Here is a 21,667-nt window from a genome sequence, read left to right on the forward strand (position 1 = left end):
CTGCAAATCACATCTAGTTTGGGGGAGATTGCCGTGCCTGGTGGCTCTATCTACGTGCAGCCAGACGAGAAGTACACAGGGTCTTCTCCGCAGTGGTGGTACGAGAAGTTCTGGCGTGAGGACGCCGGCAACCGGCGCAAGTCCCGGTACGTCAAGGCCGCCGTGGGGTTCGTGGTCGGGGTCGCGCTGGCCCTCAGGTTCGACCTCGGCGGCACCGCGCCGCTGGTCGGCATCCTCCTGGCCGGGCTCGTGGCGGCCGGTGACTGGCTGCTCGACTGGCGTTCCTTCCACGCGACGGCCGTCTGGCGCGGCGCCCGGAAGGGAGAGGCGATCACCGGGAAGCTGCTGCGCAGGTCCCTGGCCCGCCGCGGCTACAGCGTGCTCGACGGCCGCGCCATCCGCGGCCAGGCGTCGATCGACCACCTGGTGATCGGCCCGGGCGGCGTGTGGCTCATCGACAACGAGTCCTGGAGCCCCGACACCGAGATCGCCTGCTACGCCGGCCGGCTGTTCTTCGGCGAGAAGTACGGCACCAAGACGGCCAAACCGCTGGTGGAGGCCTCCGAGGCGTTCGCCGAGCTGCTGAGCCGCGAGACGCGCGTCCCGGTGACGATCACGCCGTTGCTCGCCGTCCACTGCGGGCTGCTGCCCAAGGGCGGCGTCGTGGTCGCCGAGGGGCTGACGCTGCTCAAGCCGCGGCTGGTGGCCAAGCTGATCAAGTCGGCCGAGCACGTCGTACTCAACGCCGAGCAGATCGAGCTGCTGACCCGCACCGCGGCCAGGGAACTGCACCGCGCCTGAGGCTTCAGGCCAGCGTCTCGATGAAGGCGGTGAGCTGGGCGACGTTGCGGCACTCGTGCATGGGCACGACCGTGCCGTACTCGCTCGCGATCGAGTCTCCCGTGTCCCACTGCGCCGTGGGCTCGGGATTGAGCCAGTACGCGTGCCGCGACCGGCCCACGAGCGACCTGAGCACGTCGAGGGCGGGCGGCTGGTAGTTGGAGCGGGCGTCGCCCAGGATCAGCAGCGAGGTCTTGGGCCCGACGGCGTCGCCGTAACGCTCGGCGAAGCGCTCCAGCGAGTGCCCGTAGTTGGTACGCCCGAAGCGCACCATGTCGGCCTCGCTCGTCAGCCTGGTCACGGCTTCGACCACGTCGGCGCCCGGCACGAAGAACCTGGTGATCTCGTCCACCGTGTCCACGAACCCGAAAGCCCGCACCTTGGTGAACTGCTCCCTCAGCGCGTACGTGAGCAGCAGCGTGAAGTGGGCGAACGACGAGACCGAGTCGCTGGTGTCGCAGAGGATGACCAGCTCGGGCTTGTGCGGCCGCGGCGGCCTGAAGTGCGTGGTCAGCGGCACGCCGCCGCTCTGCAGCGAGGCCCGCATGGTCCTGCGGAAGTCGAGGCGGCCGCGCCGGCCCCTGCGCTGCTTGATCGTCAGGCGCGTGGCCAGCCGCCTGGCCAGCGGGTAGACCTCGCGGCGCAGCCTGGCCAGATCCGCCTTGGTGATGCGGAGGAAGTCGATCTGGTCGAGCGGAGGGCGGACGGCGGAGCGGGCGATGCGCTCGATCCCCGAGTCCTCGGCGATGCGGCGGCGCACGTCGGTGGCCACGGCCTCCTCGAAGCGCCGGGTGTTGTCGTAGACCGTCCTGCGGACGTTCTTCTCGGCCAGGCCGCCGCGCTCCTGGCCCTGGAGGACGTTCTGGAGGATGCGGGCCATCAGCGTCTCGGGGGACAGGGCGCGCATGACACTGTAGGAGAACCAGCTCTGCCGCCCGGGGGTCGCGGCCGGCTGATGGCCGAAGCGCCCCACCATGGCCTGGGCGAACTCGCGCAGCTCCTGGTCGGTGCCGCCGGTCAGCAGCCGGGCGAGGTGGTCGCGCAGCTCGTCGACCGGGGCCGCCCCCAGGTCGATCGGCCGCTCGGCGTGCACGCCGGACGTCGAGGCCGGGAACCACAGGTCGAACAGCACGTCGAACCCCGGCCGGTAGGCGGGCTTCTTGACCAGCGTCGCCGCGTAGGCGGCCCGCAGCGACTCCCGCTCGCTCAGCTCGATCACCCGCAGCGCGTGTGCGGCGTCCAGCCCCTCGGCCACCGACACCGGGATCCCGGCCTCGCGCAGCGCCCGCACGAACCCGACATGTCTATCGATCAGCGACATCCGGCAGCCCCAGCTCCTTGACCGCTCGCGCCTGGTCGGAGGCGTGCTTGAGCACCACGCCCAGCGTGCCCGCCACGGTGGCCTCGTCGAGGTCGTCGCGCCCGAGCGCCAGCAGCGTGTTGGCCCAGTCGACGGTCTCGGCCACCGACGGCGCCTTCTTCAGCTCCAGCGCCCGCAGCGTGGCCACCGTCCTGGCCAGCCGCTCGGCCAGGTCGGCCCGGATGCCCGGCACCTGGCTGAGCACGATGTCCCGCTCCCGCTCGGGCGTGGGGTATCCGAGATGCAGGTAGAGGCAGCGCCGCTTGAGCGCCTCCGACAGCTCGCGGGTGGCGTTGGAGGTCAGCACCACGTACGGCCGGCGCGTGGCGGCGATCGTGCCCAGCTCGGGGATCGTGATCTGGAAGTCGGACAGCAGCTCCAGCAGCAGCCCCTCGACCTCGACGTCGGCCTTGTCGGTCTCGTCGATGAGCAGCACGGTGGGGCCGGCGGCCCTGATCGCCTTCAGCAGCGGCCGCTCCAGCAGGAACTCCTCGGAGAAGATGTCGTCGTCCGCGCTGGTGGCCTGGATCCTGAGCAGCTGCTTCTTGTAGTTCCACTCGTACAGGGCCCTGGCCTCGTCGAGCCCCTCGTAACACTGCAGCCTGATCAGCTCGGCGCCGGTCGCCATCGCCACGGCCTTGGCGAGCTGCGTCTTGCCCACGCCCGCGGGGCCTTCGACCAGCAGCGGCTTGCCCAGCGCCGCGGCCAGGAACACCGAGGTGGAGATGGCGTCGTCGGAGAGGTAATCCACGGCGGTGAGCCGCTCCGTCACATCGGTGGGAGAGTCGAACATCGATGATCCTGTCTGCCGGAGCCCGGGGCCGAACTTTATTCTAGCCCGATGGTCCGGCAGGCCCGCCTGTTACCGATTCGACCAGGATGCGGATCACCGGTATATTCCTCTCTGCAAGCGCCGCTAGCTCAGTTGGTTAGAGCAGCTGACTCTTAATCAGCGGGTCCGGGGTTCGAGTCCCTGGCGGCGCACAGCCCAGGTGAAACCGTCTAGCTTGCTAGGCGGTTTTTCCTGTTTTCAGGGGCGGATCGGGGCGGTGGCGGCGCAGTCGAAGAGGTCGAGGGCGGCGCGGACGGTGCCGCGCAGAGCCGCCGAGGCGCCCAGGGCCGAGCGCCGTACGTCCACGAACGCGGGGATGTCGGTGAGGAACTTGTCGACCGTGGAGACGAGCAGGTCACCGAACGCCGAGGTCAGCGAGCCGCCCAGGACGATGTGCCGCGGCGCCAGCGTCCAGGCGAGGGCGGACAGGGCGCGGGCGAGGATCGCGGCGAAGCGGTCCACCTCGGCCAGGGCGGCGGCGTCGCCGGCCCGGGCCCGCGCCAGGATCTTCGTCGCCTCGGCGCGGCGGGAGTCCGGCTGCAGCCGGCCGAGCCCGATCAGCGGGGAGGTCATCAGGTCGTCGAGACCGAGTGCCTTGGCCCAGAAGATCTCACCCGCGGCTCCGTCGACGCCCCGGTAGAGCTTGCCGTCCGCGACGATGCCCATGCCGTTGTAGCGGCCTTCGAGCATCAGCCACAGCACGTGGTCGGCGTCGGGCGTCGCGCCCTCCCACAGCTCGGCCAGCACCGCGAGCTTGGCGTCGTTCTCGACGTGGATCGGGCAGGGGAACGTCTCGGCGAAGACCTCGCCGAGACGTACGCCCTTCCAGCCGCGCATCGACAGGTCGGCGGCCATCGCGCCCGCGTCATCGACGTTGCCCGGGGTCGCCACGCCGACCGCGCCGATCTGGTCGTGGCGCAGCCCGGCCGCGTCCAGGGCGCGGCGGACCGCCTCGTGTGCGAGCCGCAGCCGTTCGTCGCGGTCCGGCTCGCCGGCGACCGGTAGTTCGGCGTCGGCCAGCACCGCGCCCCGCAGGTCGGCGACGGCCACCGAGCAGCGGTCGTGCGCGATGTCGATGCCGGCCACCGCCCCGGCGTCGGCGCGGAAGGCGAACTGGCGGGCCGGGCGGCCCCGGCCGTTGGCGGACGGCTCCGGCGGCAGGGTGCGGATCCAGCCCGTCTCCTCCAGCTCGGTCAGGATCAGCTCCACGGTGCGCCGGGACAGCCCGGTCACCGCGGTGAGCTCCGCGAGGGTGGCGGCTGAGCGATCGTAGAGCGCGCCGAGCACCGTCCCGGCGTTCGCCAGGCGCATGCCCTTCAGATCGAGCCCGGTCATCCGCGTCCTTCCGTTGCGCACGCGAGGCCGCCGATCAGGCCACGCGCACGGTCGTCGTCAGGCGCCGGTCGGCGCTGGAGAAGCCGGCCGTGAGCGCGAACTCGCCCGGCTCATACTGCCAGCCCGAGTCCCAGTGGGCGAACGCCCGGATCGGGACGACGACGTCGACGACGGCGCTCTCCCCTGCCTCCAGCAGCACGGAGGCGAAACCGGCGAGCCAGATCGCCGGCCGGTCCACGGCACTGCCGGCGCGTTCGGCGTACACCTGGACGACCTGCTTGCCGGCCCGGCCGCCGGTGTTGGTGACGCCGACCCGCACCGTGACCGTCTCGTCCGACGCGGGGGAGAGGGCGGCGGGGGCCAGGATGCGGTCCAGGGACCAGGTGGTGTAGCCCAGGCCGTGGCCGAACGGGTACCCCGGGGTACGGCCCAGCCGCAGCCAGTTGCGGTAGCCGACGTGCACGCCCTCGTGGTAGTCCACTCGCCCGTCGACGGGCTCGATCGCGAGGATCGGCACGTCGCCTTCGGCCGCGGGCCAGGTGCTGGGCAGGCGGCCCCCGGGTTCGGCGCGACCGGTGAGCAGGTCGCCGACGGCGTGGCCCATCTCCTGCCCGCCGAACCAGACCTGGAGCACGGCTCCCACCTCGCCGGCCCAGGGCAGCAGCATCGGGGCGCCGCAGTTGACGATCGCGACCGTGGCCGGGTTGGCCGCGGCGAGGGCCGTGACCAGGTCGTCCTGGCGGCCGGGGAGGGTCAGCGTGCGCCGGTCCTCGCCCTCGGCCTCCAGCTCCTTGTTGCTGCCGACGACGACCACGACCAGGTCCGCCTCGTCCGCGGCGGTGACCGCGTCCGCGATGAGCCGGTCGTCGTCCAGATCCGGCGGCAGCAGGCCGAAGCGGAAGCCCAGCGCGTTCCGCAGGCCCTCGGCGCCGCGCCGCGGCGCGTGCGTCAGGCGCAGCTCGACGGGCTCGCCCGCGACGGCCTCGATCTCGAAGGCGCGCACCGGGGCGGCCAGCAGGGCGGCGCCGAGATCGGTGCCGACGGGCTCGATCTCCTCGTCGAAGACCACCACGCCGTCGGCCTCCACCCGTACCGCGCCGACGGAGCTGACCCCGAAGCGGATCCGGCCGCTGGTCTCGGGCCGGTAGACGGTGGCGAAGTCCACGGTGGCGGTGTCCTCGATCGGCGCCTCGCCGCCGAACCACACCAGGTTGGTCGAGTGGCGATCCTCGGTGTGGATCACCGTCCCGGCCGCGTCGGTGAAGCGGACGTGGACCCCGTCGCCTCCGGTGACCGGGTTGGCGGTCCGGTTCGGCGGCAGGAAGTCGAGCCCGTTCTCCACCAGCGGCCCGGGACGGTACTCGACCTGCGCGCCGGGGAACGCCGCCCGGACCCCCTCCAGCGGGGTGATCACGTGCGCGGGCACGACGGTGGCGCTGCCGCCGCCCTGGACGAGGGGACGCTGGGCGGTCTGGCCGGTCACCAGGATCCGCCGCACCCGGCCAGGGTCGACCGGCAGGAGGCCCCGGTTCTCCAGCAGCACCGATCCCGCCGCGGCCGCGGAGCGCGCGAAGCCGGTCGGGTCGAGCTGGGGCGCGCTCCGGGGGGCGGCCGGCGCGAAGCCGTCGAGCCGGCCCAGCCGGGCGGCCAGGCCGAGCAGGCGCAGCACCTTGCGGTCCACCACCGTCTCGTCGATCTCGCCCGCCTCGACGGCCTTCACCAGGGCCTCGCCCCATGGCCCGTCGGGTCCTGGCATGACCAGGTCCTGGGAGAAGCGGGCGCTGCGCAGGCTGCGTACGCCGGTCCAGTCGCCGACGACCACCCCGTCGAACCCCCACTCGTCGTTGAGCGGCGTCTCCAGCAGGTCGTTCTCGCTGGCCGTGGCGCCGTTGACGGAGTTGTAGGAGCTCATCACCAGCCAGGCGCCCGCCTGGGTGACCGACTTCTCGAAGGCGGCCAGGTACACCTCTCGCAGGCTCCGCTCGTCGACGCGCACGTCCACGGTGTAGCGGTCGGTCTCGAAGTCGTTGCACAGGTAGTGCTTGGGGGTGGCGCCGACGCCGTGCCGCTGGATGCCCTCGACGTAGGCCGCGGCGAGGTCGCCGGTCAGCACGGGATCCTCGCTGAACGCCTCGAAACTCCGGCCGCCGCCGGGGGTGCGGTGCATGTTGATGGTGGGCCCGAGCACGACGTCCACGCCCTTGCGCCGGGCCTCGCCCGCGAGCACCGCGCCGTACGCCATCGCGAGCTCGCGGTCCCAGGACGCCGCCAGCGCGGTCCCGCAGGGGAGGCTCACCGAGGGGTCGCGTTCGTCCCACGCCTGGCCCCGGATGCCGGACGGGCCGTCGGAGAACACGACCGGGCGCAGGCCGATCCGCTCCAGGCCGTGGGTCGACCAGAAGTCACGGCCGGTCAGGAGCCTGACCTTCTCCTCCAGGGTGAGGCCGGCGCACAGCTCGTGGAGACGGGGGTCTGCGGACATGGGTGAATGGTCACCTTTCATAGGGGCGGACTACTTCATGCCCGTCGTGGAGATGCCCTGGACGAAGTGGCGCTGCAGGGAGAGGAACAGCACGAGGATCGGGAGCACGATCACCGTCGCGCCCGCCAGCAGCAGCCCGTAGTTGACCGAGTTGGCGCCCGCCGAGATCAGCGCGATCGCCACGGGGAGCGTGTACATGTCCTCGGTCTGGGCCGCGACGAGCGGCCAGAGGAACTCGTTCCAGGAGGACAGGAACTGCAGGATCGCCACGGTCGCCAGCGCCGGCGCGGACAGCGGCAGCACGATCGTGAAGAAGATCCGGAATTCGCCGGCCCCGTCGAGCCGGGCGGCCTCGATCAGCGAGTCGGGGATGTCGCGGATGAACTGGCGCATGATGAAGACCCCGAGCGGGGTCGCCAGGAACGGCAGGATGAGCGCGCCGTAGGTGTTGGCCAGCCCCATCCTCGTGATGAGCACGAACAGCGGGATGAACGTGACCACGGTCGGCACCATGAGCATCGTCATCACCAGCGCGAACAGCACCCGCCTGCCGGGGAAGTCGAGCTTGGTCAGCGCGTAGCCGAGCATCGAGCAGAACAGCAGGTTCCCCAGGACGACGGCCACCGCGACGACCGCGCTGTTGCCGAAGTACCGGGTGAAGTCGACCCGGGTGAACAGGTCGTGGAAGTTCTGCAGGGTGCCGTTCACCGGCAGGATGGCGATCTCGCGGGAGAGGATCTCACTCTGCGGCTTGAACGCGCCGCTCACCATCCACACGAACGGAAGCAAGGTGGCGGCGAGAGCGACCGTCAGCGGAATGTAGAGATACCAGCGGTTCGGCGCCGCGGACCGGCGGGCCCCGGCTCGCGGGCGGTCCCGCTCGTCCGCCCGCTCCTCGCCACGCGCGGTCGTGGTGACGGTGGTCTGCTGCAACGGTCTCAGTCCTTCGGGCGGAGCAGGCGGAACTGGACGAGCGTCACCAGGGCGATGGCGATCGCGAGGACGTAGCTCGCGGCGGAGGCGTAGCCGTAGTTGCCGTAGCCGAACTCGTTGTAGGTGAAGTAGGTGATCGAGAGCGTGCTGTCCAACGGCCCTCCGCCGGTCATCACGAACGCCTCCTCGAAGAACTGGAAGTAGTAGACGCTGATCAGCACGCAGCCGAGCAGGATCGTGGGGCGCATCAGCGGAAGGGTGAGCTTGCGGAAGCGCTGGAAGGCGCCGGCGCCGTCCACGCGGGCGGCCTCGTACACCTCGGCCGGTACGCCCTGCAGCCCGGCCAGGAAGACGATCATCAGCGTGCCCATGTTGCGCCACATCGCCATGAGGATGAGCGAGGGCATCGCGAAGCTGGTGTCGTGCAGCCAGTCGGGCCCGCTGATGCCGACGGCGGCGAGGCCCTGGTTCAGCAGTCCGCCCGGTTCGAGGATGTACTTCCAGACCACGGCGATGGCGACGATGCTGGTCACGACCGGGGTGTAGAAGCCGACCCGGAACAGCGTGCGGAAGCGGGTGATGCCGTTGTTCAGCGCCATCGCGATCAGCAGGGAGACGACCACGGTGAGCGGCACGCCCACGCCGACGAAGTAGGCGGTGTTCACGACCGCCCGCAGGAACTTGGCGTCGGAGAACAGCTCGGCGAAGTTGGCCAGGCCGACGACGTCGACGGAGAACGGATTGCGCAGGTCGCGGCCCGTCATGTCGGTGAAGCTCATGCCGAGCGAGGCGACCAGCGGCCCGACCATGAACAGCGCGAACAACACGCTGAACGGCAGCGCGAACAGCCAGGCGGCCAGCGCCCGGCGCCGCCGCCACCCCGGCAGGGGCGGCGGGGCGGCGGGCGCCTTGGCGGTGGGGCTCATCAGGGACGATCTCCTTCGGGCCGTCACTTCAGGCCGACGGCGGACATGTCCTTCTGCAGTCCCGCCGCCGCGTCCTGCGGGGTGATCGTCCCCCTGGCCAGCCGCTCGCCGTACCCGTCGATGATCGCCGACAGCTCGGCCCAGGTCGGGACCGTGGGCGGGTTGGCGGTGGCCTTCAACTGGTCGCGGAAGACCGCGACGGCCGGGTCGTCGTTCAGCCCCGCGACCTGCCACGCCTCGGTGACCGCGGGCAGGTCGGCGGTGAGCCGGCTGAACTCGGCGGCCTGTTCCGGCGTGGAGAGGAACCGGATGAACTTCCAGGCTCCGTCGGCGTTCTTGGCGTCGCGGAAGACGGCCAGTTGCCCGCCGCTGAGCCAGCTGATGCCGCCGCCGGGGCCCGCGGGCACCGTGGTGAGGCCGATCTTCTTGTCGAACTCGGCGCCCAGCAGCTTCTTCAGCGGCCCGATCAACCAGGAGCCGTTGACCACGGACCCGATCTCCCCCTTGGCCAGGCGCTCCTCGACCGACCCCCACGGCTCGTAGGTGCCGGTCTCGCTGGCCACGCCCTTCTTGATCAGGGACTGGTACGTGGTCAGGCCCTCGACCACCTGGGGCGCGTTCATGGTGAACCCGCCCTGCGCGGGGTCGGTGAGGGCTCCGCCGGCCTGCCAGATGTAGGGCACGAGCACCTGGTGGGTGAACCCCGCCTCCCCGGTCGGCAGCAGCAGCCCCTCCTTGGCGCCGTTCTCCTGCAGCGCCGCCGCGAACGAGGTGAGCTCGGCCCAGGAGCGGGGCGCCCGCACGCCCGCCTTCTCGGCGAGGTCCTTGCGGTAGAAGAGGGTCCTGGTGTCGACGTAGAGCGGCACGGCGTAGCTCTTGCCCCCGATCTTCGTCGCCGCCATCGCGTTCGCGTCGAAGGCGGCCTCGTCGAGCAGGCCCTGGGGCACCGGGGCGAAGCCCTGCGCGGCGACGAACGCGGCGAGCGTCTCCGGGTTGAGCAGGGTCGCGTCGGGCGTCTGCCCTGAGGCGATCGCGGTTGAGATCTTGGTGGGGGCGTCGTCCCAGGGAACCGCGGTCACGGTCACGCGGGCCTGGGGGTTCGCCTTCTGGAACGCCTTGGCGATCTCCGGCATCAGCTCGCCCTCGGTACCCATGGCCCAGATCGTGATGTCGCCGGTGGCGGGGGAGTCGTTGACGGCGGAGACGTCCGCCGGCGCTTCGGTGGTGCCGGCGGCGTCGCGGCCGCACCCGGTGAGAGTGAAGGTGACGGCGGTCGCGATCGCCAGGCCGCGGACCCACTTCTTAGCGGTCATGTGCGTGGTCCTTCGGGAGAATCCGGAGGTGGCGGGGGTAGGGCAGCCTCCCCGGCGGGCTGCGTGTCAGCCACTATGGGGCTCGCGGACCGATTTATGCAACAGTCCCGCGTTAAATGGCCATGAATCAGTTACAGTGTTGATGAAATCGTGAGTGCCCCGACGTCCCCATCCACCGATCGGAGAGAGCCATGACCCCAGCGGACGCCACCGGCATCGAGAAGGCGGCCGCGAGCGTGGCCGCCCAGCAGAACGCCGACGAGGCCATGGCGCAGATCGGCGCCCGGATCCGCATGCTGCGCTCCGGTCAGGGTCTGACGCTCAAGGAGGTCGCCGAGCGCACCGGGATCAGCATCTCGATGCTCAGCATGCTCGAACGCGGAGTCTCCAGCGCGTCGGTGGGAACACTGGTCTCTGTGGCCTCAGCTCTGGGCTCGCACATGTACGAGCTGTTCGACTGGCCCGGCTCGGAGCCGGGCTCGCCCGTGACCCGGCTGGCCGAGCAGGCCGTCGTGCGCACCAGCGAGGGCACGACCCGTCGCGTGGCCCACCACGACAGGAAGGCCGGGCTCGAGATGGCCGTCAACGAGTACGCCCCCGGCGGCACCAGCGGTCCGCGTGCCACCCATCACGGCGGCAGGGAGTTCGGCGTCGTGATCTCGGGCTCGCTCACCGTGGAGCTCGGCGGCGAGGTCCACGTGCTCGGCACCGGTGACGTGATCGCCTACTCCTCGGCCCGCCCGCACCGGATCGTCAACTCCGGCGAGACCCCGGCCGTCGCGGTCTGGCTCAACCTCGATCCGGCCTGAGGATGGAAAATTATAATGTCCCTGGAACAATTTCAATGAGATTGAATGCTAGGGTGACCGCCGTGATGGACACTCCTCGAACGTCAACGGGCCTGCGCGTCGTCTCTCCCGGCCACTGGGGCCCCGACCTCGGCCTGGTCCGCGGCGGCTCATGGCGGGAGATCGTGGGCGCCGGCATCGACGCCCGCTGCCGCGGCCTCTACGCCGTGGACATCGACCCGGGCGGATCGACCGCGCTGCTCAGCCACCCCGGTGAAGCCGTCTACTACGTCCTGGAAGGCACGGTCTCGGTCACCGAGCGGCTCGCCGGCCGGACCGCGGACCACGAGCTCGGCGCGGGCGCGATGGTGCACGTCCGGCCGCGGGCCACGTACACGATCGCCTCGCGGGAGGGGGCGCGCCTGGTCGGCGGCCCCAGCCCCGTGGACCCCGGCCTGGGCGGCGCGCCGCACGTTCCCGGCGAGACCGCCGGAGTGAGCGTCCACCACCGCGACCGGCCCGGCCTGCTGGTCCCGTTCATCTCGGCCGACGCCCGCCTGGTCGTCTGGCTCGGCGCCGGAGCGGTCACCGCGAACATGAACTACGTCGTCCTCCAGCCGGGGGAGCGCAACAAGGAGCACGTGCACGCCGAGTCCGAGGACACCATCCACATCCTCGAAGGACACGGCACCGCCGAGAACGTGACCACGGGGGAGAGCTTCCCCTTCGGCCCCGGCGACACCGTCCACATCGAGATCGGCATCTGGCACGCGCTGGCCGCCGACCGTGGCGAACGGGTCGTCAGCGTCGGCGGTCCCTGCCCGGCCGACACCGACATGTTGCGCGCGGCCGGCGTGGACGTCGACGCCCTCACCTCTCCCCGTACCGGCCGATGACCTCCCCCGCCACGACGAGGGTCGCGCTGGAGCAGCTCGACGTGATCGCCGGCCGGCCGGCCGGCAACCGGGCCCTGGCCGTGCTCAGGGCCCGCGCGGCCTTCGAGGCCGGCGCCGGGATCGTCGTGCTGCCGGAACTGGCCATCAGCGGGTACGTCGTCGACCCCCTCCTGGCCCGCTCGGTGGCCGAGCCGCTGGACGGGCCGAGCCTGGCGGCGCTCGGCGAGGTCGCCGCGGCGTACGACGGCCTGGTCGTGTACGGCTTCAGCGAGATCGACGGCGCGAACCTGTACAACAGCGTCGTCGCGGCCGGGCCGTCCGGTCCGATCCTGCACTACCGCAAGCTGCACCTGTTCGACCGCGAGAAGGACGTGTTCACCCCCGGCGACCTGGGCCTTCCCGTCGCGGAGACGCCGCACGGGGTGATCGGCCTGTGCATCTGCTACGACCTGCGCTTCGTGGAGGTCATGCGGCTGCTGTCGCTCCAGGGCGCCGACCTGGTGATCGCGCCGGCGGCGTGGGTGGGCGGCTTCGACAGGACCGTGCCCGCGGCCGGCGCGACCCGCCACGTCGACTCCGTGCTCGCCCAGGCGAACCTGGACCAGGTGGCCGTCGTCGCCGTCTCCCAGGTGGCGGGCGCCTCGCACGGCGGGCCGGCCACGCTCGGGGGCTCGATCGCCTGCGACGCGTACGGGGAACTGCTGGCCGGGCCGCTCTCGCGCACGGCCGCCGACTCGGCCATGGCGGAGATCGACCTCGCGGCCGTGCGCGCCGCCCAGATCCGCGGTGCGGCGATCCACCCGAGAACCGATCGCCGCACCGACGTCTATTCCCTGCACCACCGAGGGGAGAGCTGGTGAAACCGAGCCCGTTCGAGTACGTCCGGCCCGGCAACCTGGAGGAGGCGCTCGCGGTCCTGGCCAGGGACCCGGACGACAGCAAGATCCTCGCCGGCGGCCAGAGCCTGGTCCCGATGATGAACTTCCGCCTCGCCAGGCCGGCCCGCCTCGTGGACATCAATCGCGTTCCCGGCCTCTCCGGCATCCAGGAGGCCGGCGGTCGCGTGGTGGTCTCCACCCTGACCCGCCATCTGGCGCTGCAGGAGACCGACCTGCCGGGCGCGCTCGGCCACCTGCTGCGCCGCGCCGCCTCCCACGTGGGACACCTGCCGATCCGCACCCGCGGCACCTTCGGCGGCTCGCTCGCGCACTGCGACGCCGCCTCGGAGTGGTGCCTGGTGGCCCGCCTGCTGGACGCCGAGATGACCGTGCGCAGCCAGGCCCGCGGCACCAGGACCATCGCCGCCGCCGACTTCTTCCAGGCCGTCTTCACCACCGCGATGGAGCCCGACGAGATCCTGGTGTCCGTCTCGCTGCCCGCGCTCGGCGAGGGCTACACGGCCGGCATCGCCGAGTTCGCCCGCAGGGCGGGGGACTTCGCGATCGTCGCGGCCACCGCGGCCGTGCGGGTCGAGGACGGCTCCGTCACCGACGCCAGGGTCTGCCTCGGCGGCGTCGCCGAGGTGCCCTTCCGCAGCGCCGCCGCCGAACGCACGCTGCTCGGTCAGCCGTGGTCGCCCGAGCTGGTCACCGCCGCCGCGGAGGCGGCCGCCACCGAGGCCGACCCGCCGAGCGACGCGCACGGGGACGCGGCGTACCGGCGCGACCTGGTACGCGCCCTGCTCCCCCGAGCCCTCGGCCGACCGGCGACGGGGGCCGCGCGGTGAGCGGGGCCGAGCCGCCGACCTGGACCGGCCGGTCGCTGCCGCGCCTGGAGGACCCGGCGATCGTGCGCGGCTGGGGCCGGTACGTCGCCGACATCGCCGCCGCCGACCGCGGCTGCCTGCACGCGCGCTTCGTGCGCAGCCCGCACGCGGCGGGCCGGCTGATCTCGGTCACCGCCCCCGAAGGCGTCACCCTGTTCACCGCCGCCGACCTCGTCGGCGTACGGCCCATCCACGCCGTACTGAACCGTCCCGACTTCGTCGCGGTGGACACCCCGATCCTGGCCGCGGACGTGGTCCGGTTCGTCGGCGAGCCCGTGGGCCTGGTCCTCGCGGCCTCCGAGGCCGAGGCCGAGGACGCGCTGGAGCTCGTCGAGATCGAGATCGAGCCGCTGCCCCCGGTGCTGTCCGCCGCCCAGGCCACCGCCCCCGGCGCGCCGCTGGTGCACGACGCGGCCTTCCCCGGCGACCCCAACACGGTCGTCGACGGACGCCTGCGCACCGACGGCTTCGACGAGGCGTTCGCCAGGGCCGACCGGATCGTCACCGTCCAGGTCGGCTCGGCCCGGCAGAGCGCGATGCCGCTGGAGGCCCGTGCCGCGCACGTCTCCTACGACCGCGGCAGCGGCCGCTCCACCCTGCACGCGACCGTGCAGATGCCGCACGTCACCCGGACCGGCATCGCCGACGCGCTGGGGATGCGCGAGGACGACCTGCGCGTCGTCGCCCCGGACGTCGGGGGAGCCTTCGGCGCCAAGATGTGCCTCGCGCGCGAGGACGTCGCACTGGTGTGGGCCTCGCGCACGTTGCGCCGCGACATCGCCTGGATCGAGACCCGCGAGGAGAACTTCCTGGCCGCCTGGCACAGCCGGGAGCAGGTGTACGACGTGCAGGGCGCCTTCAGCGCCGAGGGCGAGCTGCTGGCCCTGCGCGGGGACCTGGTCTGCGACGTCGGCGCGTACTCCTGCTACCCGGTGACGTGGGGCGTGGAGCCGCTGATGGCGATGGCCGAGCTGCCCGGGGCGTACCGGGTGCCGGAGTACGCCGTGCGCTCGCGCGGCGTACTCACCAACAAGTGCCCCATCGCGCCCTACCGGGGCGTCTCCCGGCCGATCCAGGTGCTGGCCATGGAGCGGCTGATGGACGTGGCGGCCGGGGAGCTGGGGCTCGACCCGGTCGCGATCCGCGAGGCCAACCTGATCCGCGAGTTCCCGCACCGCTCGCCCAGCGGGCTGGTCCTGGACGAGGCGTCCCACCTGGAGACCCTGCGGGCCGCCGTCGAGCTCGCGGGCATCGAGGACTTCCGCGCCCGGCAGGCCGCCGCCCGTGCGGAGGGCCGCTACCTGGGGCTCGGCATCTCCTGCTTCGCAGAGCGCACCGGGTACGGCACCCCCGCCTTCGCCGCGCGGTCCCGCCCGTTCCGGCTGGGTGCGCGGGCGGCGGAGGTGATCACGCCCGGTTACGAGCGGGTCGTGCTCACCATGGACCCCTCGGCCTCGGTCACGCTGCGCATCGGCGCCTCCCCGCACGGGCAGGGCCTGAAGACCACGCTGGCCCAGGTGGTCTGCGACGAGCTGGGGCTGGCGCCCGGCGCGGTCCGGGTGATCGCCTCCGACACCGACGCCACGCCGTACGGCTGGGGCAGCTTCGCCAGCCGGGCGATGGTGATCGCCGGCGGGGCGGCGCTGCTGGCGGCGCAGAGCCTCGCGGCGCGGCTGCGCACGCTCGCCGCCGACCGGATCGGCGCCCTGCCGGACGACATCGACCTGGCCGGCGGCCAGGCCCGGCGGCGCGACACCGGCGAGAGCGTGCCACTGGCCGCGCTGGCCCGCGACACCTACCACAACGCCCAGCTCATTCCGGACAAGGGCGAGCCGGCGCTGGAGGCGGTGGGCCTCTACGACCCGTCCGGGACCTTCGCCAACGCCTGCCACATCGCCGAGGTCGAGGTCGACCCGCTGACCGGACAGGTGCGCGTCACCCGCTTCCTCGTCGCCGAGGACGCCGGGCGGCTGATCAACCCGGCCGTCGTCGACGGGCAGATCCACGGTGGCATCGCCCAGGGCCTGGCGAACGCGCTGTACGAGGAGCTGATCTACGACGAGCGCGGCGTGCTCGTCACGACGTCCCTCATGGACTACCTGCCGCCGACGATCGCCGAGACGCCCGCCATCGAGATCGTGCACCTGGAGACCATTTCTCCCGCGTCGGTCACCGGAGCCAAGGGCGTCGGCGAGGGCGGCACGATCGGCGCGCCGGCCGCCATCGCCAACGCCATCAGCGACGCGCTGGCGCCGTTCGGCGTCGGGGTGTTCCACCTGCCGGCCACGCCGCACCGCATCAGGACCGCCATCCGCGACGCATCGCCTCGACCGCGCGATCGCGAGAAAGGGACCGCCTCATGAGCTCCCGGGTTCCCCTCCGCCTCTACGTCAACGGCGACAGGCACGACATCGAGGTCGAGCCGCGGCGCACCCTCGCCGACGCCCTGCGCGAGGACTGCGGCCTCACCGGCACCCACCTGGGCTGCGAGCACGGCGTCTGCGGCGCGTGCACGGTGCTGGTCGACGGCCAGCCCGTGCGCTCGTGCCTGATGTTCGCCGTGCAGGCGGAGGACGCCTCGGTGCGCACCGTCGAGGGGCTGGCCCCGGACGACGACCGCATGCACCCCGTCCAGCAGGCGTTCTGGGAGAACCACGGGCTGCAGTGCGGATTCTGCACGCCCGGGTTCCTGGTCCTGGCGGCCGGTCACCTGGAGACCCATCCGGACGCCGGCGAGGAGGAGCTGCGCGAGGTGCTCTCCTCCAACCTGTGCCGCTGCACCGGCTACCAGAACATCCTGAAGGCCACGATGTGCGCGGCGCGCGCCATGCGCAAGGAGCTGGACGCGTGATCGGCGACCGGGCCCTGCGCATCGAGGACCCGGTGCTGCTGCGCGGCGCCGGCCGTTTCGCCGCGGACACCTCGCACCCCGGCGAGCTGCACATGCGCGTCGTGCGCTCGCCCGTGGCGCACGGCCGGATCGTCTCGGTCGACGTCTCGCGGGCCCTGCTGCTGGAGGGGGTCGTGGCCGCGTGGACGTACGCCGACGTCGCGGACCTGCCGGCGATCGGTTTCCGCCTGACCCCGATGGACGACCTGCTGCCCTACCGGCAGCCGGTGCTCGCGCGTCGCGTGGTGCGCTACGCCGGGGAGCCCGTCGCCGTCGTCTTCGCGACCTCCGCCTACGTCGCCGAAGACGGCGCCGAGCTGGTCGAACTCGACATCGAGCCGCTGCCCCCGCATCTCGACCCCGGCGACGCCGCGGTCCCGTGGGTGGACGCGGATCAGGCCACCTGGGCGGCCGGGCTGGGCCGCGAGCTGCCCGAGCAGGACTCCGAGGCCACCGCCTTCACCGTCGAGTACGGCGACGTCGACCGCGCGTTCGCCGACGCGGGCGGGAGCGGCCACCGGATCGTCGAGCTGGAGGCCAGGATCGGCCGGCACACCGGCGTCCCCCTGGAGTGCCGCGGGCTGGTCGCCCGCTACGACGAGGCCGAGCAGCAGCTCGTCGCGGACGGCGCGGCCAAGGTCCCGTTCTGGAACCGGGACGCCATCGCCGCCATGTGCGGCCTGCCGCCCGCGCGGGTGCTCCTGCGCGAGACGCACGTCGGCGGCGGGTTCGGGCCGCGCGGCGAGCTGTATCCCGAGGACGTCCTCGTCTGCCTCGCCGCCGTCCGGCTGCGCCGGCCGGTCAAGTGGATCGAGGACCGCCAGGAGCACCTGGTCGCCACCAACCATTCACGCGACCAGCGCCATCGGTTGCGGGCGCTGGTCCGCGCCGACGGCCTGATCGAGGCGCTGGACGCGGACTTCGTGCTGGACCAGGGCGCCTACGTGCGCACGCACGGCGCGACCGTCGCGTCGCTGACCGCCTCGATGTTGCCCGGGCCCTACCTCGTCCCGAACTTCCGGGTGCGCGCCCACATCCGGCTCACGCACAAGACCCCCGCCGGCACCTACCGCTCTCCCGGCCGGTACGAGGGCACCTTCGCCCGCGAGCGGCTCATCGACAAGATCGCGCACGAGCTGGGCATCGACGCCGCCGAGCTCCGCAGGCGCAACTTCATCCCCGCCGCGCAGATGCCCTACCGGCGGCCCGTGCAGGCGATGGGCACCCAGCTGGTGCACGACTCCGGCGACTACGCGCTGCTGCAGGAGAAGGTCTGGGCCGCCTTCGACGTCGAGGGCGTCAGGAAGCGGGTCGCGGAGCGGCGCGCCGCCGGGGAGGCGGTCGGATTCGGCTACGGCTTCTTCGTGGAGAAGAGCGGCCTGGGCCCGTACGAGGGCGCGCACGTCTCGGTGGACGTCAGCGGCGCGGTCACCGTCACCTGCGGCGCCTCGTCGGTCGGGCAGGGCGTGGACACCGTGCTCGCACAGATCGCCGCCGGGGTGCTCGGCGTGCCGCATGACCGCATCCGCGTGGTGCGCGGCCGTACCGACCGGTTCGGGCATGGCCGGGGCGCCTTCGCCACCCGGCTGTCCGTGATGGCCGGCTCGGCCGTCGCCGACGCCGCCGAAGCGCTGGCCGCCAAGGCCAGACGGGTCGCCGCCCGCTCCTTCGGCGTCGGCGCCGAGGAGGTCGAACTGGCGGGCGGCGCCGTCACCGTCATCGGCGAGCCCGCCAGGACGCTCACGCTGGGCGAGGTCGCGCGCCTGCTGGAGCCGGCCGGGGCCGCGGAGCTGGACGAACAGCCGGGCCTCGGCGCGGACGGAGGCTTCCGCACCGACCACATGACCTACCCCTACGGCCTGCACGCGGCCGTCGTCCGCGTCGACCGGGGCACCGGCCAGCCGGTCGTCGAGCGCTTCATCGTCGGCTACGACGTCGGCCGCGCGCTGAACCCCACGCTGGTCGAGGGGCAGATCGCCGGTGGCGCGGCCCAGGGCATCGGCGGCGCGCTGTACGAGGAGTTCCGGTACGCCGAGGACGGCACCCCGCTGTGCACGACGTTCATGGACTACCTGATCCCCACCGTCCTGGAGATCCCGCCGATCGAGACCCTGGTGACCGAGGACGCCCCCAGCCCGCTGAACCCGCTGGGAGTCAAGGGCGCCGGCGAGGGCGGCACGACCGCCGCCGCCGCGGCCATCGCCTCCGCCGTCGAGGACGCCCTGCAACTCCCGAACGCCATCGCCGCGGTCCCCATCACGCCCGCGCTGTTGCGCCGGCTGCTGGCGTAGGCCGTTTCGCCGTATCGACCTTTTTCAACAGCATCGAAACAACATCAATGAAAGTGAGTTCGCGCATGCGGATCGTCGACCTGACCCACCCCTGGGGCATCCACACGCCCGGCTGGGTCGGCTACCCGGGCAGCAAGATGTACTACACCCAGAACCTGCAGACCAACCAGATCGTCTCCCAGCGCATCGAGACCTCCCTGCACAGCGGCACCCACCTCGACGGCCCGATGCACGGCACCGACGGCGGGCTCGACATGGCCTCGCTGCCGCTGACCAAGCTGATCCACGCGGGTGCGATCGTGGACGTCTCCGACGCCGTGGGCGACTGGGAGCTCATCGAGCCGGAGCACATCACCTCCAAGGTCGAGGTGAAGAAGGGCGACGTCCTGATCATCCACACCGGCTTCATCGACTACTACCAGGGCATGCCCAAGCAGGACCTCGTCCGCTACTTCACCATGCACCCCGGTGGCAGCGCCCGCCTGGCCGAGTGGATGGCGGACATGGAGATCGCCTGGTGGGGCATCGACGCGGGCTCCGGCGACCACCCCATGAACACCACCATCCGCAACATGCGCCCCGACCTGCTGAAGAAGTTCGAGGAGCATGTTGGGATGAGCTACCAGGAGTTCTTCGGGGAGTACACCTACACCCACCACATGTCCGGCCGCGAGATCACCTCCGACATCTTCCCGATGCACCACCTGGCCTTCCAGGACGGGTGCATCCACGCCGAGAACGTCGGCGGCGACCTGAAGACCGTGCTCAACCGGCGCGCGATCATCGGCGCGTTCCCCTGGAAGATCGAGGGAGGCGAGGCGTGCCCGTGCCGCATCATGGCCTTCTTCGACTGCGGCCCGGACGACGTCATCGAGGGCCTCGGCGGCGTCATCGGCTGAGCCCTCGGGGGGCGGTGTCACGGCACCGCCCCCCGTGACCACCACCGCACACCACCCACGAAAGGCCACAGCGATGCTGTTGCAGAACGAGTTCGAGATCGACGCGGGGCTCGACGACGCCTGGGCCCTCCTCACCGACCTGGAGAGGATCGCGCCCTGCATGCCCGGGGCGGCCCTTGACGGCCACGACGGCGACGCATACTCCGGCAGCGTGAAGGTCAAGGTCGGCCCGATCGGCGCCCACTTCACCGGCACCGCCCGCTTCACCCACAGGGACGACGCCGCGCGCTCCGCCGTCATCTCCGCCAGCGGCAAGGACCCCAGGGGGCAGGCCACCGCCGCCGCCCGGATCCACGCGCGGCTGGAGCCGGTCACGCCCGCCCGTACCAGGGTGCTCATCGACACGGAGCTGGACATCTCCGGACGGATGGCGCAGTTCGGCCGCGGTGCCATCGCCGACGTCAGCAACCGCCTGATCGGCCAGTTCGTGGCCAACCTGGGCGCCGAGCTGGTCTCCCGAGGAGCGCCCGCGCCGCAACCTGCCGCCCGCCCCGCGCCCACGCCCACGCCCACGCCCACGCCCACGCCCACGCCCGCCCCCGCGCCCGTGCCCGCGTCGGCCCCGGAGAGGGAGGCGGACCTGGACATGCTGGGGCTGGTCGTACCGATGATCAAAGAGCGGTACGGCCAGGCGATCGCCGGTGCGCTCGGCGGGGCGCTGCTGGGCTTCCTGCTGAGCTGGCTCGCCTTCGGGCGCAAGAAGTGAGCCCGCGGCTGCCGCGGCTGACGCCGGACCGGCTCGACGAGGCGCAGCGCGTCCTCTACGACGCCATCGCGGGCGGCGAGCGCGCCAAGGGCCCGCAGCACTTCCCGCTCGCGGCGCAGGACGGCGCGCTCAACGGCCCCTTCGGGGTGATGCTGCACGCGCCGGACGTGGGCGCGGCGCTGCAGGAGCTCGGTACGGCCATCCGGTTCCGTACCGACCTGCCGCCCCGGATCCGCGAGATCGCGATCCTGCAGGTAGCGCACGCCCTCGGCAGCGAATTCGAGTGGTGGGCCCACGAGCGGGTCGCCCGCGCGGTCGGCCTCACCGACGCGGAGATCATGGAACTCTCGCTGGGCTGCTTCCGCGGCGAGGACCCCGTCGAGGCCGCCGCCGCCGGCTTCGTCGCGACCCTGCTGCACTCGGGCACGGTGAGCGACCAGGAGTTCGCCGCGGCGGCACGCCTGCTCAGCAGCAGGCAACTGATCGATCTGACCGTGCTGGTCGGCTACTACCGCACCCTGGCCCAGCTCATGACGGTCTTCGCGGTCGGCGTGCCCGCCGCCGAGCCCGGCACGTGAAAGCGGTGGAGAGGGACGAGTCCTATGGGAAGATAGAACGTGTCCAGGCAGACTCCCGACCCGGTCCGGTCCTCATCGATCGTTGACGACACCGAGCAGATGGTCCGGCGGGCCGGCAGCCAGATCCGCAGGTTGCGGGTCGAGCGGGGCCTGAAGCTGAAAGACGTCGCCGAGATGACCGGCGTCAGCGTGTCGATGTTGAGCATGCTGGAGCGAGGGGTCGCGGGCGCGTCCATCGGCACGCTGGTCGCAGTGTCGTCGGCGCTCGGGATCCACATGTCCGACCTCTTCGACGGCACCACGGAAGCCGTCTCCCCGGTGCGCCGCTTCGCCGACCAGGTCCAGGTGGAGACCGCCCAGGGCGTGCTGCGCCGCATCGCGCACTACAGCAAGCGGCTCGGGCTCGAAATGGCGGTGAACGAGTACGCGCCGGGCACCTCCAGCGCGGGCGCGGCGGTGCACCACTCCGGCACCGAGTTCGGCGTCGTCATCGCCGGCACGCTGACCGTCGAGCTCGAGGGCGTCCCCCACGTGCTGGCGACCGGCGACGCGATCAGCTTCGAGTCGGCGATCCCGCACCTGTTCCGCAACGAGGGCGACGAGGTCGCGACAGCGGTCTGGGTCAACCTCGGCAGCTGAGTTTCCAAGCGATCTTCAACCAGATTGAAATCGATCGCTGTTCACGAGCACTTTCCTTGCCAGTTTCAACGCTGCTGTAACATTTCCGTCTTCCGTGGCCGGTCGGCGCGTGATAGGACTTCAGTAGAACTGAA

General features: G+C 72.0%; 19 protein-coding genes and 1 tRNA gene. 13 read left to right on the top strand and 7 right to left on the bottom strand.

Annotated features, from left to right (window positions below):
• Positions 1–33 precede the first annotated feature (33 nt).
• A complete protein-coding gene (locus ABZS69_RS36710; RefSeq protein WP_355380157.1) occupies positions 34–801 on the top strand; it encodes a nuclease-related domain-containing protein in 768 nt (255 codons plus the stop codon).
• A gap of 4 nt (positions 802–805) precedes the next feature.
• On the opposite strand, the gene ABZS69_RS36715 is transcribed toward ABZS69_RS36710, so the two are convergent.
• Positions 806–2,161 (bottom strand): VWA domain-containing protein, encoded by a 1,356-nt coding sequence (locus tag ABZS69_RS36715; RefSeq protein WP_355380159.1) that lies wholly within the window; start codon positions 2,159–2,161, stop codon positions 806–808.
• Complete coding sequence (locus tag ABZS69_RS36720) at positions 2,145–2,993, bottom strand: MoxR family ATPase (RefSeq protein WP_355380161.1); 849 nt, start codon at positions 2,991–2,993, stop codon at positions 2,145–2,147. Before ABZS69_RS36720 ends, ABZS69_RS36715 begins: the two co-directional genes overlap by 17 nt.
• 117 nt (positions 2,994–3,110) lie before the next feature.
• Between ABZS69_RS36720 and ABZS69_RS36725 the strand changes: the two genes are divergently transcribed.
• Positions 3,111–3,184, top strand: a tRNA-Lys gene (locus tag ABZS69_RS36725).
• Positions 3,185–3,230: 46 nt separating this feature from the next.
• Here ABZS69_RS36725 and ABZS69_RS36730 read toward each other — a convergent pair.
• The 5 genes from ABZS69_RS36730 to ABZS69_RS36750 are packed head-to-tail and all read right to left on the bottom strand — an operon-like array spanning position 3,231 to position 10,021.
• On the bottom strand, positions 3,231–4,367 hold the full coding sequence (locus ABZS69_RS36730) for an ROK family protein (protein ID WP_355380164.1): 1,137 nt from the start codon (positions 4,365–4,367) through the stop codon (positions 3,231–3,233).
• A gap of 34 nt (positions 4,368–4,401) precedes the next feature.
• Positions 4,402–6,849 (bottom strand): glycoside hydrolase family 3 C-terminal domain-containing protein, encoded by a 2,448-nt coding sequence (locus tag ABZS69_RS36735; RefSeq protein WP_355380166.1) that lies wholly within the window; start codon positions 6,847–6,849, stop codon positions 4,402–4,404.
• A 30-nt stretch (positions 6,850–6,879) separates the two neighbouring features.
• On the bottom strand, positions 6,880–7,782 hold the full coding sequence (locus ABZS69_RS36740) for a carbohydrate ABC transporter permease (protein WP_355380168.1): 903 nt from the start codon (positions 7,780–7,782) through the stop codon (positions 6,880–6,882).
• Between the two features lie 5 nt (positions 7,783–7,787).
• A complete protein-coding gene (locus ABZS69_RS36745; protein ID WP_355380170.1) occupies positions 7,788–8,708 on the bottom strand; it encodes a sugar ABC transporter permease in 921 nt (306 codons plus the stop codon).
• 23 nt (positions 8,709–8,731) lie between these two features.
• Complete coding sequence (locus tag ABZS69_RS36750; protein WP_355380172.1) at positions 8,732–10,021, bottom strand: extracellular solute-binding protein; 1,290 nt, start codon at positions 10,019–10,021, stop codon at positions 8,732–8,734.
• 191 nt (positions 10,022–10,212) lie between these two features.
• Between ABZS69_RS36750 and ABZS69_RS36755 the strand changes: the two genes are divergently transcribed.
• From ABZS69_RS36755 to ABZS69_RS36805, 11 genes are all read left to right on the top strand, one after another.
• A complete protein-coding gene (locus ABZS69_RS36755; RefSeq protein WP_355380174.1) occupies positions 10,213–10,830 on the top strand; it encodes a cupin domain-containing protein in 618 nt (205 codons plus the stop codon).
• A 65-nt stretch (positions 10,831–10,895) separates the two neighbouring features.
• Entirely contained in the window at positions 10,896–11,705 is an 810-nt protein-coding gene (locus ABZS69_RS36760; protein ID WP_355380176.1) for a cupin domain-containing protein, read from the top strand.
• A complete protein-coding gene (locus tag ABZS69_RS36765) occupies positions 11,702–12,565 on the top strand; it encodes a nitrilase-related carbon-nitrogen hydrolase (protein ID WP_355380178.1) in 864 nt (287 codons plus the stop codon). The genes ABZS69_RS36760 and ABZS69_RS36765 overlap by 4 nt, the downstream gene beginning before the upstream one ends.
• Positions 12,562–13,431 (top strand): xanthine dehydrogenase family protein subunit M, encoded by an 870-nt coding sequence (locus tag ABZS69_RS36770; protein ID WP_355380180.1) that lies wholly within the window; start codon positions 12,562–12,564, stop codon positions 13,429–13,431. The genes ABZS69_RS36765 and ABZS69_RS36770 overlap by 4 nt, the downstream gene beginning before the upstream one ends.
• On the top strand, positions 13,428–15,833 hold the full coding sequence (locus ABZS69_RS36775) for a xanthine dehydrogenase family protein molybdopterin-binding subunit (RefSeq protein WP_355380182.1): 2,406 nt from the start codon (positions 13,428–13,430) through the stop codon (positions 15,831–15,833). The genes ABZS69_RS36770 and ABZS69_RS36775 overlap by 4 nt, the downstream gene beginning before the upstream one ends.
• Positions 15,830–16,321, top strand: coding sequence for a (2Fe-2S)-binding protein (locus tag ABZS69_RS36780; protein WP_355380184.1), 492 nt, complete (start codon positions 15,830–15,832; stop codon positions 16,319–16,321). The genes ABZS69_RS36775 and ABZS69_RS36780 overlap by 4 nt, the downstream gene beginning before the upstream one ends.
• Complete coding sequence (locus ABZS69_RS36785) at positions 16,318–18,651, top strand: xanthine dehydrogenase family protein molybdopterin-binding subunit (protein ID WP_355380186.1); 2,334 nt, start codon at positions 16,318–16,320, stop codon at positions 18,649–18,651. The genes ABZS69_RS36780 and ABZS69_RS36785 overlap by 4 nt, the downstream gene beginning before the upstream one ends.
• Positions 18,652–18,716: 65 nt before the next feature.
• Positions 18,717–19,550: a cyclase family protein gene (locus ABZS69_RS36790; RefSeq protein ID WP_355380188.1), complete on the top strand. Its 834-nt coding sequence runs from the start codon at positions 18,717–18,719 to the stop codon at positions 19,548–19,550.
• A gap of 73 nt (positions 19,551–19,623) precedes the next feature.
• Positions 19,624–20,316, top strand: coding sequence for an SRPBCC family protein (locus ABZS69_RS36795; RefSeq protein WP_355380190.1), 693 nt, complete (start codon positions 19,624–19,626; stop codon positions 20,314–20,316).
• A complete protein-coding gene (locus tag ABZS69_RS36800) occupies positions 20,313–20,894 on the top strand; it encodes a carboxymuconolactone decarboxylase family protein (protein ID WP_355380192.1) in 582 nt (193 codons plus the stop codon). Before ABZS69_RS36795 ends, ABZS69_RS36800 begins: the two co-directional genes overlap by 4 nt.
• 39 nt (positions 20,895–20,933) lie before the next feature.
• A complete protein-coding gene (locus tag ABZS69_RS36805; RefSeq protein WP_355380194.1) occupies positions 20,934–21,533 on the top strand; it encodes a cupin domain-containing protein in 600 nt (199 codons plus the stop codon).
• The last annotated feature ends 134 nt before the right edge of the window (positions 21,534–21,667 follow it).

The sequence above is a fragment of the Nonomuraea sp. NPDC005650 genome, assembly GCF_040605375.1.
Lineage (GTDB): Bacteria > Actinomycetota > Actinomycetes > Streptosporangiales > Streptosporangiaceae > Nonomuraea.